We start from the raw sequence: 16302 nt of genomic DNA, 5'->3' as shown, positions 1-16302 counted from the left end.
GGGCGCGACGTTTGTCGCGCCCTTTTTGCGTGGCGTCACACCGCTTCGTGCGTGCCGTCGTAGGATGGCCGATCGTCGACCGTGGGTCTCTCAGGGATGGTCACGCGTCGATCTCCAGCCGCGTGATCTGGTCATCGGCCAGTGTGAAGACGTAGTGGAGTGTCGCCGGGCTGCCGGGAAAATTGCCTGAGACGATGCCGGCGATCCGCCATGCATCGCCGTTGACCGTCGCGTCGGCGACCTCAACGGTCACCCGGTATTTTTTGGTCGTCTCCTCCATCCAGCTGCGGATGGCAGCCGAACCATGATGGGTTTTGCCTTCGTCCCTGACCGTGGCGTCCGATGAGAAGGAGGCGAGCATGGCGTCGATGTCGTGCCTGTTCTTGGCGACAAAATAGTCGGTCAGCGGCTGCGGAAGTTCTTCGGTCATGATTTCATCTCCGGTCCCAGTTCTGGCCGTTGACGCGAAGGTCCGCGGCCTTGTCCGGCTCCTAAAATGAGATAGACTGAAAAAATGACAAGAACCGACGAAAAGGTAAGGTACTTACTTGAAAGTAAGGTTGGGCCTGAAAGTAAGGTTAGACCCGAAAGTAAGGGCGAAGCGTTGACGCCGTTGTCGGCGGCGAGCGGCGTCGAGAATGTGCTGCGCATCCTCGAAGGCCGCTGGAAGCTGGTGATCCTGTTTCACCTGTTCGGCGGCAAGGTGCTGCGCTTTTCCGATCTCGAACGCGCGATCCCGGCGATCTCGCAGAAGATGCTGATCCAGCAGCTGCGGCAGATGGAGGCCGACGGAATAGTCCGTCGCATCGTTCATCATCAGGTGCCGCCGAAGGTCGAGTATTGCCTGACCGATTGGGGGCAGGCGCTATGTCCGGCTCTCGATGCCTTGCTGAAATGGGCAGCACTTCGCGAGCCGGAAGCCTGACGCGGATTGCGCCCCGCAACGCGCCGCAAGGATGCTTGTTTTCACATCGCGACCTCACCATATCGAATCCAGGAATGCGATAGAATTCCCTGACGACAGACCGGAAACCAGAAGGAGTGACGTGATGAAGACGTCGAATCCGGCCTGGAACGTCCCGGCATATTGAGGCTGCCCATGTGCCTCCCTTTGCCGGAACGTCAAGGCGAAGGAGGTGCCAGATGGCGCACATGTTTTCGTTTCGATGGATCAGGATAGCCGCGATCGGCGCCACGCTGGCGCTGTCGACGCTACCCGCACAGGCGCAACTCATCTGCGGCGGCCACAGTGATCTTGTCGCGGGATTGGCGCAGGCCTTTCAACAAAAGCAGATCGGCTACGGTGTGGTCGGGCAAGCCGCCATTGTCGAGGTCTATGTTTCGGCAAGCGGGACATGGACCATGCTGGTAACCGACGTACAGGGCCGAAGCTGCATCTTCGCGACCGGTGACGGATGGGAGAATACCGTCGCCGTCACCGCGACGGCGCAAGGGATCTGAGCCGTTCGATCAGCGCGTCGCGGCCACCTCGGCATGGCCGCGCAAAAGCGCCATCAGGCGCTTGGCATCCTTGGCCGCGGCCTCCTCGTCGCCGTCGAGGATCGAGCGGATCAGCGCGACATGGTGCTCAGCGGATTCGGCAAGGCCGGTGTCGGCCTTGTAGCGGAACCAGAAGCGCCGGCTGTGGGTCTGCAAGGGGGCGGCCAAACGGGCGGCGAACGGATTGTCGGCGGCCAGCGCCAGCGCTTCGTCGAGTGCCTTGTCGGCCTGGATGAAGGCAAGCACGTTGCCCGAGATGACCGCCTTCTGCATGGCGAGCGCTGCTTCGTGAAACAGGTCGGCGGCCTCGCGGGTGACGAAGCGGGCGGCCGAGCGGGCCAGGACCACCTCGACGCCGCGGCGCGCATCGAGCACGCGCAGCCAGTCGCCGGGATGGAGCGGAGCGATCGCGATGCCGGCGCGGGGCCGGACGTCGAGCAGCCCCTCCCAGGCCAGCCGTTGGATCGCCTCGCGCACCGGCGTGCGGCCGAGCCCGAGCCTTTCGATCAGGGCGCCCTCGGTTACGAAGCTCGCCGGGGCCAGTTCGAGCGTGACGATCATGTGCTCGAGCACATGATAGGCTTTGGTGGCGGCCGGTTCGGATGCGGTGCTTGCTTCCATGGATATCAAAGGCGTTCTCCTGATATATCTTGAATATATCATAACGGAATCCGTATTGACAGGCGGTTTCTTAACAGATATATGGCTGATATATCAGATGGAGACATGATCATGTGGACCGGAGTTTTCCCCGCCGTCACGACCAAATTCACCGCGGATGATCGTCTCGATCATGCCGAGATGGAGCGCTGCTTTAACCTGCAGATGGAGGCCGGCTGCGACGGCATCATCGTCTGCGGATCGCTCGGCGAAGGGCCAATGCTGTCGCCCGACGAGAAGATCGAAGTGCTGAAGACCGCGCAGAAGGTTGCCGGCAAGAAGCCGGTGCTGTTGACCGTCAACGAGGCCGGCACTCGCGAGGCCGCCAGCATCGCGAAGCGCGCCGCCAAGGAAGGCGCCAACGGCCTGATGGTAGTGCCGAGCCCGATCTACCACACCAATGCGGAAGAGACGGTCGCGGCCCTGCGCGCGGTCGCGCAGGCCGGCGACCTGCCAGTCATGATCTACTCCAACCGGCTCGCCTACCGCGTCGACGTCACCGTCGACCAGATGGAGGAGCTGGCGTCGGACAAGCGCTTTGTCGCGATCAAGGAATCCTCGGACGACATCCGTCGCTCGACCGAGATCATCAATCGCCTGGGCAGCCGCTACGACCTGTTTACCGGTGTCGACAATCTCGCCTTCGAGGCGCTGTCGGTTGGCGCCATCGGCTGGGTGGCCGGACTGGTCACCGCGTTCCCTCGCGAGACCGTCGCCATCTACCAGCTGATGAAGCAGGGCCGCCGCGAGGAGGCCCTCGCCATCTACCGCTGGTTCCGGCCGCTGCTCGATCTCGATGTCTCGACCTATCTGGTACAAAACATCAAGCTTGCCGAAGTGTTCGCGATCAACACAAATGACCGCGTGCGCATGCCGCGCCAGCCGCTGTCGGGCGAGCGCCGCAAGGCCGTCGAGAAGATCATCAAGGATGCGCTCGCGGTTCGGCCGAAGCTGCCGCAGTTCTAAGGGTCGCAATGCCGCAGTCCCCTTCATCCGACCGCTACGCGGCAACCTTCTCCCCGAGGGGAGAAGAGGTCGCCAACGCCGGCGTCAGCCTCTTCTCTCCGTCGGGAGAAGGTGGCCCGAGGGGTCGGATGAGGCGAGATTGGCACATGCAGAACGACACGCGCAGCCATGAATAGCGATGCTGCAATCGACATCGCCATCGTCGGTGGTGGCATTATCGGTATCTGTGCCGCCGCCTCTCTCGCCGAGGCGGGACGCAAGGTCACGATCTTCGATCGTTCTGGCATCTGCGAGGAGACGAGCTCCGGCAACGCCGCCGCTTTTGCCTTTTCCGATGTGCTGCCGATGGCGCACAAGGGCATGATGCGACAGCTGCCGAAATGGCTGGCGGATCCGCTCGGCCCGCTCAGCATCCCCCCCGCCTATCTGCCGAAGCTTCTGCCCTGGCTGATCCGCTTCTGGCGTGCCGGTGCTCCGGGAAAATACGAGGCGAGCCTTGCCGCTCAAGCCGGCATGATGAAGCTCGCCGAAGCGGAATGGATGGGCCTGCTCGATCGCTCCGGTACGCGGTCGATGCTGCGCGAGGATGGCTCACTGGAGCTCTACGAAAGCGAGGCCGAATTTCGGGCCGGGCTGCCCGGCTGGGCGGCGCGTGAGCGTTTCGGCATCGGTTTCCGCCATGTCGAGGGCGAGGAACTGGCCGCCTTGCAGCCGGGGCTGTCGCCGCGCTTCATCAAAGGTACGTTCGTGCCGGGATGGAAGACGGTCGCCGACCCGAAACTGCTGGGCAAGGCGGTGTGGGCCTATGCACAGGCCAAGGGCGCCCGCTTTGAGCTGGCTCGGATCAGCCAAGTCGCGGCGGATCAGGATGGTGCGACACTGACGTTGGCAGACGGCACCACAAGGCAGGCCCGACACCTTGTCGTCGCCGCCGGCGCATGGTCGCATCTGCTGGCGAGGCAGCTCGGGGATCGCATTCCGCTGGAGACCGAGCGCGGCTACAACACCACGTTGCCGACGACCGCCTTCGACGTGAAGCGGATGCTGATCTTCTCCGGCCATGGCTTCGTCGTCACGCCGCTCGAAACGGGCCTGCGCGTCGGCGGCGCCGTCGAACTCGGCGGCATCGAACGGCCGCCCAATTATAACAGGTCGAAGGCGCTGCTGCAGAAGGCGCAAAAATTCCTGCCGGGGCTCGATCCCTCGGGCGGGCGCGAATGGATGGGGTTCCGTCCCTCGCTGCCGGATTCAGTGCCCGTCATCGGCGGCGCGCCAGGAAAGCGGTCGGTGGTTTATGCCTTCGGCCACGGCCATCTCGGCCTGACCCAGGCGGCGGCCACCGGACGGTTGATCCGCGATCTTGTCCTGGGGCAGACTCGGCCGATCGATCTGGCCCCCTTCAGTCCGCAACGATTCTGATTTTTCGGGTTTTGTTTTTCGAGGAGCGTCATGGCCAAGAAATCCTTCTTCTGCATAGACGGCCACACCTGCGGCAATCCGGTGCGGCTGGTCGCCGGCGGCGGCCCGCTGCTTGAGGGCTCGACGATGATGGAGCGGCGGGCGCATTTTCTGGCCGAGTATGACTGGATTCGCACCGGGCTGATGTTTGAGCCGCGCGGCCATGACGTGATGTCCGGCTCCATCCTCTATCCGCCGACGCGCGAGGATTGCGACATCGCCATCCTGTTCATCGAAACCTCCGGCTGCCTGCCGATGTGCGGCCACGGCACCATCGGCACGGTGACGATGGCGATCGAACACGGGCTGATCAAACCGAAGACGCCGGGCGTGCTCAGGCTCGACACGCCGGCCGGTCTGGTCATCGCCGAGTACAAGCAGGTCGGCGACTATGTCGAAGAGGTGCGCATCACCAATGTGCCGTCCTTCCTCTACGCCGAGGGGCTGACGGTCGAATGCCCGCAGCTCGGCGAAATCACCGTCGACGTCGCCTATGGCGGCAATTTCTACGCCATCGTCGAGCCGCAGGCGAACTACCGCGACATGGCCGACTATTCGGCGGGCGACTTCATCGCCTGGAGTCCGGTGGTGCGGCAGCGGCTCAATGAGAAATATTCCTTCGTGCATCCCGAGAACCCGGGCATCAACCGGCTGTCACACATGCTGTGGACTGGCAAGCCGACCGTGGCCGGGGCCGATGCCCGCAATGCCGTGTTCTACGGCGACAAGGCGATCGACCGCTCGCCATGCGGCACCGGCACCTCGGCGCGCATGGCGCAGCTTCACGCCAAGGGCAAACTCAAGGCCGGCGACAGCTTCGTCCATGAATCGATCATCGGGTCGCTGTTCAAGGGCAAGGTCGAAAAGGACGTCACCGTCGCCGGCAAACCGGCCATCATCCCCTCGATCGGCGGCTGGGCACGGATGACCGGATTGAACACCATCTTCATCGATGACCGCGATCCGTTCGCGCATGGATTTATTGTCAAGTAATGGGAATCCTGACCCTACGGAAAGGAACGGAACGAAAATCGGTCGGTGCCAGAAACGCAACGATTCTTCTCATCACCTAATTTTGACGGCGATTTCTTCGAAACGGGGCGCATGATGCGGCCGAATCGTCAAAGACATTGCGTTATGCCAATGGTAGGGTCCGCGATAGTCCAGGGGTCGGGTGTGAAAAACGGGCGATCGGAAAGGCGTGCCTCGAAAACACGCATGACGATTGAAAAATGACGTTGCAATCCGGGCTCGAAACTTTACGACTAGGGGAAATACGAAAAGGAATGCGTCTGCATGGGCGACATTCCAGGGGAGCCATGTACACATGCAGTACTTTGTCCAGCAGCTTATCAACGGGCTGACGCTGGGATCGATCTATGGGCTGATCGCGATCGGCTACACGATGGTCTACGGCATCATCGGCATGATCAACTTCGCCCATGGCGACATCTTCATGGTGGGCGCCTTCACGGCGCTGATCGTCTTCCTCGTCCTCGGCGCGCTGTTCTATTCGGTGCCCGTGGTCATCGCGCTGCTGGTCATGATGATCGTGGCGATGCTGCTCACCAGCCTCTACAACTGGACGATCGAGAAGGTGGCCTACCGGCCGCTGCGCGGTTCGTTCCGGCTGGCGCCGTTGATCACCGCCATCGGCATGTCGATCGCGCTGTCGAACTTCGTCCAAGTGACGCAAGGGCCACGCAACAAGCCGATCCCTCCAATGGTTTCGCAGGTTTACAACATCAACGGCATCAGCGTGTCGCTGAAGCAGATCATCATCGTCGTTGTCACCGCGCTGCTGCTGGCGCTGTTCTGGTATCTGGTCAACAGGACTTCGCTCGGTCGGGCGCAACGCGCCTGCGAGCAGGACCGCAAGATGGCGGCTCTGCTCGGCATCGATGTCGACCGCACCATCTCGATCACCTTCATCATGGGGGCCGCCCTTGCTGCTGTCGCCGGTACGCTGTTCCTGATGTATTACGGCGTCATTGCCTTCTCGGACGGTTTCACGCCTGGCGTGAAGGCCTTTACCGCGGCGGTGCTTGGCGGCATCGGCTCACTGCCGGGTGCGGTGCTCGGCGGGCTTCTGATCGGCTTCATCGAGAGCATGTGGTCGGCCTATTTCTCGATCGACTATAAGGATGTCGCGGCGTTCTCGATCCTGGCGATCGTGCTGATCTTCCTGCCTTCCGGCATTCTGGGCCGGCCAGAAGTCGAAAAGGTCTGAGATCATGGCCGTCACCGTATCTCCCGAGAGCGACGTCGTCGCCACCCCTATCCAACGGGCCCTCAAGGAAGCGTTCTATGCCGGCGCCATTTCGCTTGGCCTGTTCGTGCTGTTCATCGGCCTGAAGACCGGCCAGAACATCTCCAATGAATTGGTCGTGACGACGCGCTGGGGCCTGCTCGCCGCGGTGGTGATCGCCACGGCTGTCGGGCGCTTCCTCTATGTCGCCTACGGCCAGCCCTTCATGGCCAGCCAGAAGATAACCAACGTTGCCACCGGCCTATTGCCGGCCAGCGTGGCGTCACGGTTCTTCCAGCTGCCGTGGTTCATCGCGGCCGTTGTCGCGGCGGTGCTGCTGTTCGTGTTGAACAACTCTCTCGCCGGATGGGTGGGAGCAGAACCAGCCGGCTATCTGCAATTCCTGCGCGCCCTGGCGATCATCTATGTGCTGGCTTGCGTGATCTACTACTTCCGCGCCTTCATCCATGCCAATTTCACCAAATTGGGCGTCACAGCGCTGGTGCTATACCCGATCCTCGTGGTCGCGGTGCTGTCGCTGAACGCCTGGTCGATCGCCAGCGGGCTGCAGGGTTCGCTGAAATGGGTCGACAATTTCGGCATCCAGATCCTGATCTATGTGATGCTGGCCTGGGGCCTGAACATCGTCGTCGGCCTCGCCGGCCTGCTCGACCTCGGCTATGTCGCCTTTTATGCACTTGGCGCCTATGCCTATGCGCTTCTCGCCACGCACTTTGGTCTGTCGTTCTGGATCCTGTTGCCGACCGCGGGCGCCATGGCCGCCCTCTGGGGGGTGCTGCTTGGCTTCCCGGTGCTGCGCCTGCGCGGCGACTATCTGGCGATCGTGACGCTGGCTTTCGGCGAGATCATCCGCCTGGTCCTCATCAACTGGCGCGAGGTCACCAACGGATCGGCCGGCATTTCCGGCATTCCCAAGGTCAGCTTCTTCGGACTGATGTCGTTCAACGTGTCAGACCCGAACTACATCGCCAAGGTGCTGCACATCGCCCAGTCGGGCGCCTACTACAAGATTTTCCTCTATTATCTGATCCTAGGCCTGTGCCTGCTCACCGCCTTCGTCACCATCAGGCTGCGGCGTCTGCCGGTCGGCCGTGCCTGGGAAGCGTTGCGTGAGGATGAGATCGCCTGCCGGTCGCTGGGCATCAATACGACGACGACCAAGCTCACGGCTTTTGCCACAGGCGCCATGTTCGGCGGCTTCGCCGGCTCTTTCTTTGCCGCGCGGCAAGGCTTCGTCAGCCCGGAATCCTTCGTCTTCCTGGAATCGGCCATCATCCTGGCGATCGTCGTGCTCGGCGGCATGGGTTCGCTGGTCGGTATCGCCGTTGCCGCGATGGTGATGATCGGCGGCACCGAGGCGCTGCGCGAACTCGACTTCCTCAAGCAGATCTTTGGGCCGGATTTCACGCCGGAACTCTACCGCATGCTTCTGTTCGGCATGGCCATGGTAATCGTCATGCTGTGGAAGCCGCGCGGCTTCGTCGGCAGTCGTGAACCAACCGCCTTCCTCAAGGAGCGAAGGGCTGTCTCCGGTTCCTTCACCAAGGAGGGCCACGGCTGATGAATGCGAGCACACCCATGAACGAGGCCATCCTGCAGGTCGATCATCTGTCGATGAAGTTCGGCGGCCTGGTGGCCATCGGCGACCTGTCCTTCGCCGCCAGGCGCGGCGAGATCACCGCGCTGATCGGCCCCAACGGTGCCGGCAAGACCACCGTGTTCAACTGCATCACCGGCTTCTACAAGCCGTCGGAAGGCATGATCACGCTCAACCGGAACGACGGTACGAGCTATTTGCTCGAACGTCTGCCCAACCATGAGATCCCGGCGCGCGCCAAGGTGGCGCGCACCTTCCAGAACATTCGCCTGTTCTCGGGCATGACGCTGCTGGAGAACCTGCTGGTTGCCCAGCACAACAAGTTGATGAAGGCATCGGGCTATACGATCCTAGGCCTGTTCGGCTTCAGCGGTTACCGCAAGGCCTCGGCCGAATCGGTAGAGCTTGCCAAGCACTGGCTGGAGAAGGCCGACCTCGTCGATCGAGCCGACGATCCGGCCGGCGATCTGCCCTATGGCGCGCAGCGGCGTCTCGAGATCGCCCGCGCCATGTGCACGGGGCCGGAGCTTCTGTGCCTCGACGAGCCGGCGGCCGGCCTCAACCCGAAGGAATCGGCGGCGCTCAACGAACTGCTGATCGATATCAAGAAGACATCAGGCACCTCGATCCTGTTGATCGAGCATGACATGTCGGTGGTCATGCAGATCTCCGACCATGTCGTGGTGCTGGAATATGGCCGCAAGATCTCCGACGGCAGTCCGCAATCGGTACGCACCGACCCGCGCGTCATCGCCGCCTATCTTGGCGTCGACGACGAGGAAGTCGAGGCGGTCCTTACCGAAGTCGGCGACGAAGACGTCATCGAACAGCTCGATACGGGGCCAGATGCCGCGCATGGTCCGGGGACGTCGTCTTCGTATCTCGCCGGGCCTGTGACCGACACGGTCGGTCACAGTTCAGGCGAGCGGGTTACGGTGGCGAGGGGTGCGTCAAAGGCCGGTCAGGTCGACGCGAGATCGCTCGCCGCAGCAAACAAGGCTACCTCGCTGGCGGCCGAGAAGTCTGCTCCGGCGGCGAAGGCAAAGCCTGCTCCGAAAGCGGCGTCAAAGGCCACCACCGGGACGGCGGCGAAGTCGACTGCGCCGGCCAAGCCGGCAGCCAAGGCCCCTGTGGCGAAGGCCCCTGCGGCGACGGCTGGCGGAATCTCCAACCGTCTGGCGGCGCCTCGCGGCGGCAAGGCTGACAACCTGACCCGCATCAAGGGTATCGGTACGGTCAACGAGAAGAAGCTTAACGATCACGGCATCTTCCACTTCGACCAGATTGGCGCCTGGAAAAAGGCCGACGTCGAGGCCGCCGAAGCCTATCTCGCCTTTGACGGACGCATCGCGCGCGAGGAATGGGTCAAGCAGGCCAAGCTGCTCGGTCAGGGCAAGGACACGGAATTCTCGCGCCGGGTCGATGCGGGCAAAGTGGCGACCAGCCATACTTCCGGAAAGACTGCAAATGCGGCTTCGGGAAAGACTGCTGCCGCCAAGCCTGTGGCGGGCAAGCGTGGAGGGGGCAAGTGATGGCCGCGACAACGCTGCTCGATATCAAGGGCGTGCAGACCTACTACGGCAACATCCGGGCGTTGAACGGTGTCGATGTCACGGTCAAGCAGGGTGAGATCGTGGCGCTGATCGGCGCCAATGGCGCCGGCAAGTCGACGCTGATGATGACCATTTTCGGCGCGCCGCGCGCTCGAGCCGGCACCATCACCTTTGCCGGCACCGACATCACCCAGATGCCGACGCACGAGATCGCCCGCATGCGCATTGCCCAGTCGCCCGAGGGCCGGCGCATCTTTCCGCGCATGACGGTGATGGAAAACCTGCAGATGGGCGCCAGCCTCGACAACCTCAAGCACTATGACGAGGACGTCGAGAAGGTGTTCACGCTGTTTCCGCGGCTGAAGGAGCGTATCGCCCAGCGCGGCGGCACGCTGTCGGGCGGCGAGCAGCAGATGCTGTCGATCGGACGTGCGCTGATGGCGCGGCCGAAGCTGCTTTTGCTCGACGAACCGTCGCTGGGTCTGGCGCCGCTGATCGTCAAGCAGATCTTCGACGCCATCCGCGAACTGAACCGCACGCAGGGGCTGACCGTGTTCCTGGTCGAGCAGAACGCCTTCGGCGCGCTCAAGCTCGCCACGCGCGGCTATGTCATGGTCAACGGCAATGTGACGATGAGCGGCACCGGCAAGGAGCTGCTCGCCAATCCGGAAGTGCGCGCCGCCTATCTTGAAGGCGGACATCACTGAGTTTGGAGCGGAATGTGTGCATGCGGTATTCCGTTCCAAGTTGTTTGTTTGTCGCATGATCTTTGTCCGAAAAGTCTGCAACTTTTCGGGATCATGCTAAGGAGACTTCACCATGCAGGGCATTCTCTACGAGGAGCCGTCGATCTGGCAGTTCTTCTTCGTCACCTGTCTGCTCGGCGGCTGGGCGGCCTGGATGACCGGCAAGGCCAGCGCCCAGACATGGCGCAGCTTCATCCACCTGTTCGCCTACATGCTGGGTCTCGGCATCGGCATCCGCTTCATCCATCACGCGCTGTTCGGCGGCACGATGTTCTCGCTGCACTACTACATCGTCGACACCATCGTGCTGATGATCCTCGGCTTCATCGGCTATCAATACACGCGCACCAACCAGATGGTGACACAGTATAATTGGCTCTACGAAAGAGCTTCAATCTTGAGCTGGAAACCGAAAGGTTGACGTTCATCATTAACGCCGCCTCGGAATTGAATCGGCGTGACAAGTGCCTGAAAATCGGCAAACTATGCTTTCTGCGATAAGGGTGGGCATCGCATGAAAGCTTCATCCACGCCCACTCCGTAAATGGGAGCGTTTAAATGAAAAAGTCACTTTTGTCCGCCGTCGCCCTGACCGCGCTTGTCGCGTTCGGTGGCGCCGCGTGGGCTGACGTCATGGTCGGCGTTGCCGGCCCGATCACCGGTCCGAACGCCGCCTTCGGCGCACAGCTTCAGAAGGGTGCGGAAGCGGCTGTCGCCGACATCAATGCCAAGGGCGGCATCAACGGCGAGCAGATCAAGCTCGAAGTCGGCGACGACGTCTCCGATCCGAAGCAGGGCATCTCGGTCGCCAACAAGTTCGTCGGCGACGGCGTCAAGTTCGTGGTCGGCCACTTCAACTCGGGCGTCTCGATCCCGGCATCGGAAGTCTATGCGGAAAACGGCATCGTCGAAGTGACGCCGGCCGCGACCAACCCTCAGTTCACCGAACGTGGCCTGTGGAACGTGTTCCGCACCTGCGGACGCGATGACCAGCAGGGCAGCATCGCCGGCGCTTATCTCGCCGCGAACTTCAAGGACGCCAAGATCGCCGTCGTTCACGACAAGACCACCTACGGCCAGGGCCTTGCCGACGAGACCAAGAAGGCGATGAACGCCAAGGGCCTGACGGAAGTCATGTATGAAGGCATCAATGTCGGCGACAAGGACTTCTCGGCACTGATCGCCAAGATGAAGGAAGCCGGCGTTACCATCATCTATTGGGGTGGCCTGCACACCGAAGCCGGCCTGATCATTCGTCAGGCGGCCGACCAGGGCCTCAAGGCGACGCTGGTTTCCGGCGACGGCATCGTGTCGAACGAGCTGGCTTCGATCGCGGGCGACGCGGTTGCGGGCACGCTCAACACGTTCGGCCCGGATCCGCGCCTGATCCCCGCCAACAAGGAACTCGTCGAGAAGTTCCGCGCGCAGGGCTTCGAGCCGGAAGCCTATACGCTCTACGCTTACGCCGCCGTGCAGGCGATCTCGGAAGCAGCGACCGCTGCCAAGTCGAACGACCCGCAGGCAGTTGCCAAGGCGCTGCATGAAAACGGCCCCTTCAAGACCGTGCTCGGCGACCTGTCCTATGACGCCAAGGGCGACCCGACGCTGCCCGGCTACGTCATCTACGAATGGAAGAAGGGCGACGACGGCAAGTACACCTACATCCAGAAGATGTAAGCTCGTCAGTCTCCAGATTTTACAGATGCCCGGCGCCTCGCGCCGGGCATTTTTCTTTTGAGCCGCGTTTGCTTCCGCAGGAGCGGGCGATCGATACAGCCAGGCCTTTAGCCGGGGAATGATCGTGCGTTGACCGCAATGCCAGCGTTTCTCTTTGCGCGTCGGGATGAATGCGAAGGGGTTTGGCGCAAAGATTCTATTTCAATCGGTTTAAACGCGCGTCAATTTTGTTTGCACTGCAGCATTTTCACGCTAATCATTGCGCCGATTTCTCTTCCTTCCGTTGCTGGAGCCCAGTCCTTGGCCATCACGAAGATCCTCGTCGCCAACCGGTCCGAAATCGCCATTCGCGTCTTTCGCGCGGCCAACGAACTCGGCCTCAAAACCGTGGCGATCTGGGCAGAGGAGGACAAGTACTCCCTGCACCGCTTCAAGGCCGACGAGAGCTACCAGGTCGGACGCGGGCCGCATCTGACCCGGGACATGGGACCGATCGAAAGCTATCTGTCGATCGAGGAGGTGATCCGAGTCGCCAGGCTTTCGGGCGCCGATGCCATTCATCCCGGCTACGGGCTGTTGTCGGAAAGCCCCGAATTCGCCGACGCCTGTGCCGAGGCCGGCATCACCTTCATCGGGCCGAAGCCGGACACGATGCGGCGGCTCGGCAACAAGGTCGCCGCGCGCAATCTCGCCATCGAAGTCGGCGTGCCGGTGATCCCCGCCAGCGATCCGTTGCCGGACGACATGGATGCGGTCAAGAAACTGGCCAAGGAGATCGGCTATCCGGTGATGTTGAAGGCATCATGGGGCGGCGGCGGCCGCGGCATGCGCGCCATCCGCGCCGAAGCCGACCTTGCCCGTGAAGTCACGGAAGGCAAGCGCGAGGCGAAAGCCGCTTTCGGCAAGGACGAGGTCTATCTCGAAAAGCTGATCGAGCGCGCCCGCCATGTCGAGGTGCAGGTGCTTGGCGACACGCATGGCAATGCCGTGCACCTGTTCGAGCGCGACTGCTCGATCCAGCGCCGCAACCAGAAGGTCGTCGAGCGGGCGCCGGCGCCCTATCTCGAAATGTCGCAGCGCGAGGAGCTCTGCGGCCATGCGCTGAAGATCGCCCGCGAGACCAGCTATATCGGCGCCGGCACGGTCGAGTTCCTGCAGGACGCAGACACCGGCAAATTCTACTTCATCGAGGTCAACCCGCGCATCCAGGTCGAGCACACCGTCACCGAGCAGGTGACCGGCATCGACATCGTCAAGGCGCAGATACATATCCTCGACGGCTTTGCCATCGGCACGCCGGAATCGGGCGTGCCGGCACAGAAGGACATAAGGCTGAACGGCCACGCCTTGCAGTGCCGCATCACCACCGAAGATCCTGAGCACAATTTCATCCCGGATTACGGCCGCATCACCGCCTATCGCGGCGCCACCGGTTTCGGCATCCGCCTCGACGGCGGCACCGCCTATTCGGGCGCGGTCATCACCCGCTTCTACGATCCGCTGCTGGAGAAGGTGACGGCATGGGCGCCGACGCCGGCCGAGACCATCGCCCGCATGAACCGGGCGTTGCGCGAATTCCGCATCCGCGGCGTCGCCACCAATTTGACCTTCCTCGAAGCGATCATCAATCACCCGAGCTTCGCCGACAATTCCTACACGACCAAGTTCATCGACACGACGCCGGAGCTGTTCCAGCAAGTCAAGCGCCAGGACCGTGCGACCAAGCTCATCAACTATCTGGCCGACGTGTCGGTCAACGGTCATCCCGAGACGCGCGGCCGGCCGCAGCCGAAGGCTGATGCGGCCGCACCCGTGGTGCCCTATCTCAACGGCAATGTGCCGGGCGGTAGCAAGCAGAAGCTCGACGTGCTCGGGCCGGAGAAGTTCGCCGCCTGGATGCGCGACCAGAAAGAGGTTCTAGTCACCGACACGACGATGCGCGACGGCCATCAATCGCTGCTGGCGACGCGCATGCGCACGCACGACATTGCCGGCATCGCCGGCACCTATGCGCGTGCCCTGCCGCAGCTTCTGTCGCTCGAATGCTGGGGCGGCGCCACCTTCGACGTCGCCATGCGCTTCCTCACCGAGGATCCGTGGGAGCGGCTGTCGCTGGTGCGCGAGGCGGCGCCCAACCTGCTGCTGCAGATGCTGCTGCGCGGCGCCAACGGCGTCGGCTACACCAACTATCCCGACAATGTCGTGCAGCATTTCGTCAAGCAGGCAGCTGCCGGCGGCATCGACCTGTTCCGCGTCTTCGACTGCCTGAACTGGGTCGAGAACATGCGCGTCGCCATGGATGCGGTCGGCGCCGAGGGCAAGCTGATCGAGGCAGCGATCTGCTATACCGGCGACATCCTCGATCCGGCGCGGGCCAAGTACGACCTCAAATATTATGTCGGCCTAGCCAAGGAATTGCAGGCGGCCGGCGCCCACATCATCGCCGTCAAGGACATGGCCGGGCTGTTGAAGCCAGCGGCGGCACGCGTGCTGTTCAAGGCGCTGCGCGAAGCGACCGACCTGCCGATCCATTTCCACACCCACGACACGTCAGGCCTGTCGGCGGCGACGGTGCTGGCGGCGGTCGACAGTGGCGTCGATGCCATCGACGCGGCGATGGATTCGCTGTCGGGCAACACCTCGCAGCCATGTCTCGGCTCTATCGTCGAGGCACTGAAGGGCACCGAACGCGACCCGGGCCTCGACCCGCAATGGATCCGCAACATCTCGTTTTACTGGGAGGCGGTGCGCAACCAGTACGCCGCCTTCGAAAGCGACCTCAAGGGGCCCGCGTCGGAAGTCTATCTGCACGAAATGCCGGGCGGGCAGTTCACCAACCTCAAGGAGCAGGCGCGTTCGCTCGGGCTGGAAACGCGCTGGCACGAAGTGGCGCAGACCTATCACGACGTCAACCTGATGTTCGGCGACATCGTCAAGGTGACGCCGTCGTCCAAGGTCGTCGGTGACATGGCGTTGATGATGGTCAGCCAGGACCTGACCGTCGCCGATGTCGAAAATCCCGACAGGGATATCGCCTTCCCGGACTCGGTCGTCTCGATGCTGCGCGGTGATCTTGGCCAATCGCCCGGCGGCTGGCCGGCGGCGCTGCAGAAGAAGGCGCTGAAGGGCGACAAGCCGATCACGGTGCGGCCCGGCTCGCTGCTCAAGGCAGCCGACCTCAAGGCAAGTCGTAAGGAGATCGAGGAGAAGCTCGAGCGCAAGCTTTCGGAGTTCGAATTCGCCTCGTGGCTGATGTATCCGAAGGTGTTTACGGATTTCGCCGGTGCGCAGGAAACCTACGGCCCGGTCAGCGTCCTGCCGACGCCGACCTATTTCTACGGCATGAAGCCGGAAGACGAGATCTTCGTCGACATCGAGAAAGGCAAGACGCTGGTGGTGCGGTGCCTTGCCATCGGCGATGTCGATGAGAAGGGCATGGTCACCGTGTTCTTCGAGCTCAATGGCCAGCCGCGCCGCGTGAAAGTGCCCGACAGGGCGCATGGCGCGTCCGCCGCCAAGGCCCGCCGCAAGGCCGAGCCCGGCAACGAGGCGCATGTCGGCGCGCCGATGCCGGGGGTCGTCTCGGCGCTTTCGGTGACCGCCGGCCAGGCTGTGAAGGCCGGCGATGTGCTGCTTTCCATCGAAGCGATGAAGATGGAGACGGCGCTGCATGCCGAGCGTGACGGCACGGTCGCCGAGGTGCTGGTCAAGGCCGGCGACCAGATCGATGCCAAGGATTTGTTGATCGCCTTCAGCTAGGGCATGTCGATATTCAGGTCAGGCCGGCCCGCGAATAGCGGCTTCCTGCGCTTCCGGTGCTCACGTACTTTAAGTACGCTCCGCTCCGGTTCTCGGAAGCCACCATTCTCGGCTCGG

At 62.6% G+C, this 16302-nt stretch carries 14 protein-coding genes; 12 read left to right on the top strand and 2 right to left on the bottom strand.

The genetic code is table 11. The features are described from left to right. Positions 1-100 precede the first annotated feature (100 nt). Positions 101-430 (bottom strand): nuclear transport factor 2 family protein, encoded by a 330-nt coding sequence (locus tag EJ076_RS00465; protein WP_126066760.1) that lies wholly within the window; start codon positions 428-430, stop codon positions 101-103. A gap of 174 nt (positions 431-604) precedes the next feature. Here EJ076_RS00465 and EJ076_RS00460 point away from each other — a divergent pair, with 174 nt between their 5' ends. After that, the gene (locus EJ076_RS00460) at positions 605-925 is read left to right on the top strand and encodes a winged helix-turn-helix transcriptional regulator (RefSeq protein WP_057145399.1); all 321 of its coding nucleotides are present in this window, start codon (positions 605-607) and stop codon (positions 923-925) included. Between the two features lie 218 nt (positions 926-1143). Then, positions 1144-1461 carry a hypothetical protein gene (locus EJ076_RS00455; protein ID WP_245462944.1) on the top strand — a complete coding sequence of 106 codons (318 nt, stop codon included), beginning with the start codon at positions 1144-1146 and terminating at the stop codon, positions 1459-1461. A gap of 9 nt (positions 1462-1470) precedes the next feature. Here the strand turns inward: EJ076_RS00455 and EJ076_RS00450 are convergent, their stop codons facing one another. After that, the gene (locus EJ076_RS00450; RefSeq protein WP_245463064.1) at positions 1471-2121 is read right to left on the bottom strand and encodes a GntR family transcriptional regulator; all 651 of its coding nucleotides are present in this window, start codon (positions 2119-2121) and stop codon (positions 1471-1473) included. 111 nt (positions 2122-2232) lie between these two features. Between EJ076_RS00450 and EJ076_RS00445 the strand changes: the two genes are divergently transcribed. The 10 genes from EJ076_RS00445 (at position 2233) to pyc (ending at position 16185) form a co-directional block, all read left to right on the top strand. Continuing rightward, entirely contained in the window at positions 2233-3126 is an 894-nt protein-coding gene (locus EJ076_RS00445) for a dihydrodipicolinate synthase family protein (RefSeq protein WP_109665430.1), read from the top strand. A 168-nt stretch (positions 3127-3294) separates the two neighbouring features. Next, positions 3295-4545 carry an FAD-binding oxidoreductase gene (locus EJ076_RS00440; protein ID WP_164548520.1) on the top strand — a complete coding sequence of 417 codons (1251 nt, stop codon included), beginning with the start codon at positions 3295-3297 and terminating at the stop codon, positions 4543-4545. Between the two features lie 30 nt (positions 4546-4575). Further along, positions 4576-5577, top strand: a complete 1002-nt coding sequence (locus EJ076_RS00435; protein WP_126066759.1) for a 4-hydroxyproline epimerase — start codon at positions 4576-4578, stop codon at positions 5575-5577. Between the two features lie 334 nt (positions 5578-5911). Continuing rightward, on the top strand, positions 5912-6814 hold the full coding sequence (locus EJ076_RS00430) for a branched-chain amino acid ABC transporter permease LivH (RefSeq protein ID WP_109664588.1): 903 nt from the start codon (positions 5912-5914) through the stop codon (positions 6812-6814). A 4-nt stretch (positions 6815-6818) separates the two neighbouring features. Then, positions 6819-8414: a high-affinity branched-chain amino acid ABC transporter permease LivM gene (gene livM, locus EJ076_RS00425; protein WP_126066758.1), complete on the top strand. Its 1596-nt coding sequence runs from the start codon at positions 6819-6821 to the stop codon at positions 8412-8414. Beyond that, a complete protein-coding gene (locus EJ076_RS00420; RefSeq protein ID WP_126066757.1) occupies positions 8414-9982 on the top strand; it encodes an ATP-binding cassette domain-containing protein in 1569 nt (522 codons plus the stop codon). The genes livM and EJ076_RS00420 overlap by 1 nt, the downstream gene beginning before the upstream one ends. After that, positions 9982-10710, top strand: a complete 729-nt coding sequence (locus EJ076_RS00415; RefSeq protein WP_109664599.1) for an ABC transporter ATP-binding protein — start codon at positions 9982-9984, stop codon at positions 10708-10710. Before EJ076_RS00420 ends, EJ076_RS00415 begins: the two co-directional genes overlap by 1 nt. Positions 10711-10822: 112 nt before the next feature. Further along, on the top strand, positions 10823-11170 hold the full coding sequence (locus EJ076_RS00410; protein ID WP_109664604.1) for a DUF6867 family protein: 348 nt from the start codon (positions 10823-10825) through the stop codon (positions 11168-11170). A 137-nt stretch (positions 11171-11307) separates the two neighbouring features. Continuing rightward, positions 11308-12426 carry a branched-chain amino acid ABC transporter substrate-binding protein gene (locus EJ076_RS00405; protein WP_109664608.1) on the top strand — a complete coding sequence of 373 codons (1119 nt, stop codon included), beginning with the start codon at positions 11308-11310 and terminating at the stop codon, positions 12424-12426. 300 nt (positions 12427-12726) lie between these two features. Further along, the gene (gene pyc / locus EJ076_RS00400; RefSeq protein WP_126066756.1) at positions 12727-16185 is read left to right on the top strand and encodes a pyruvate carboxylase; all 3459 of its coding nucleotides are present in this window, start codon (positions 12727-12729) and stop codon (positions 16183-16185) included. The last annotated feature ends 117 nt before the right edge of the window (positions 16186-16302 follow it).

Source organism: Mesorhizobium sp. M7D.F.Ca.US.005.01.1.1, from assembly GCF_003952545.1.
Classification (GTDB): Bacteria; Pseudomonadota; Alphaproteobacteria; order Rhizobiales; family Rhizobiaceae; genus Mesorhizobium; species Mesorhizobium loti.
This window is presented reverse-complemented; position numbering and strand designations above follow the sequence as displayed.

What these genes read in the sequence shown, in the direction of transcription:
- EJ076_RS00465 (WP_126066760.1), bottom strand. Translation starts at nt 430, where the DNA reads ATGACCGAAGAACTTCCGCAGCCGCTGACCGACTATTTTGTCGCCAAG.
- EJ076_RS00455 (WP_245462944.1), top strand. Translation starts at nt 1,144, where the DNA reads ATGGCGCACATGTTTTCGTTTCGATGGATCAGGATAGCCGCGATCGGC.
- EJ076_RS00450 (WP_245463064.1), bottom strand. Translation starts at nt 2,121, where the DNA reads ATGGAAGCAAGCACCGCATCCGAACCGGCCGCCACCAAAGCCTATCAT.
- EJ076_RS00445 (WP_109665430.1), top strand. Translation starts at nt 2,233, where the DNA reads ATGTGGACCGGAGTTTTCCCCGCCGTCACGACCAAATTCACCGCGGAT.
- EJ076_RS00440 (WP_164548520.1), top strand. Translation starts at nt 3,295, where the DNA reads ATGAATAGCGATGCTGCAATCGACATCGCCATCGTCGGTGGTGGCATT.
- EJ076_RS00435 (WP_126066759.1), top strand. Translation starts at nt 4,576, where the DNA reads ATGGCCAAGAAATCCTTCTTCTGCATAGACGGCCACACCTGCGGCAAT.
- EJ076_RS00430 (WP_109664588.1), top strand. Translation starts at nt 5,912, where the DNA reads ATGCAGTACTTTGTCCAGCAGCTTATCAACGGGCTGACGCTGGGATCG.
- livM (WP_126066758.1), top strand. Translation starts at nt 6,819, where the DNA reads ATGGCCGTCACCGTATCTCCCGAGAGCGACGTCGTCGCCACCCCTATC.
- EJ076_RS00420 (WP_126066757.1), top strand. Translation starts at nt 8,414, where the DNA reads ATGAATGCGAGCACACCCATGAACGAGGCCATCCTGCAGGTCGATCAT.
- EJ076_RS00415 (WP_109664599.1), top strand. Translation starts at nt 9,982, where the DNA reads ATGGCCGCGACAACGCTGCTCGATATCAAGGGCGTGCAGACCTACTAC.
- EJ076_RS00410 (WP_109664604.1), top strand. Translation starts at nt 10,823, where the DNA reads ATGCAGGGCATTCTCTACGAGGAGCCGTCGATCTGGCAGTTCTTCTTC.
- EJ076_RS00405 (WP_109664608.1), top strand. Translation starts at nt 11,308, where the DNA reads ATGAAAAAGTCACTTTTGTCCGCCGTCGCCCTGACCGCGCTTGTCGCG.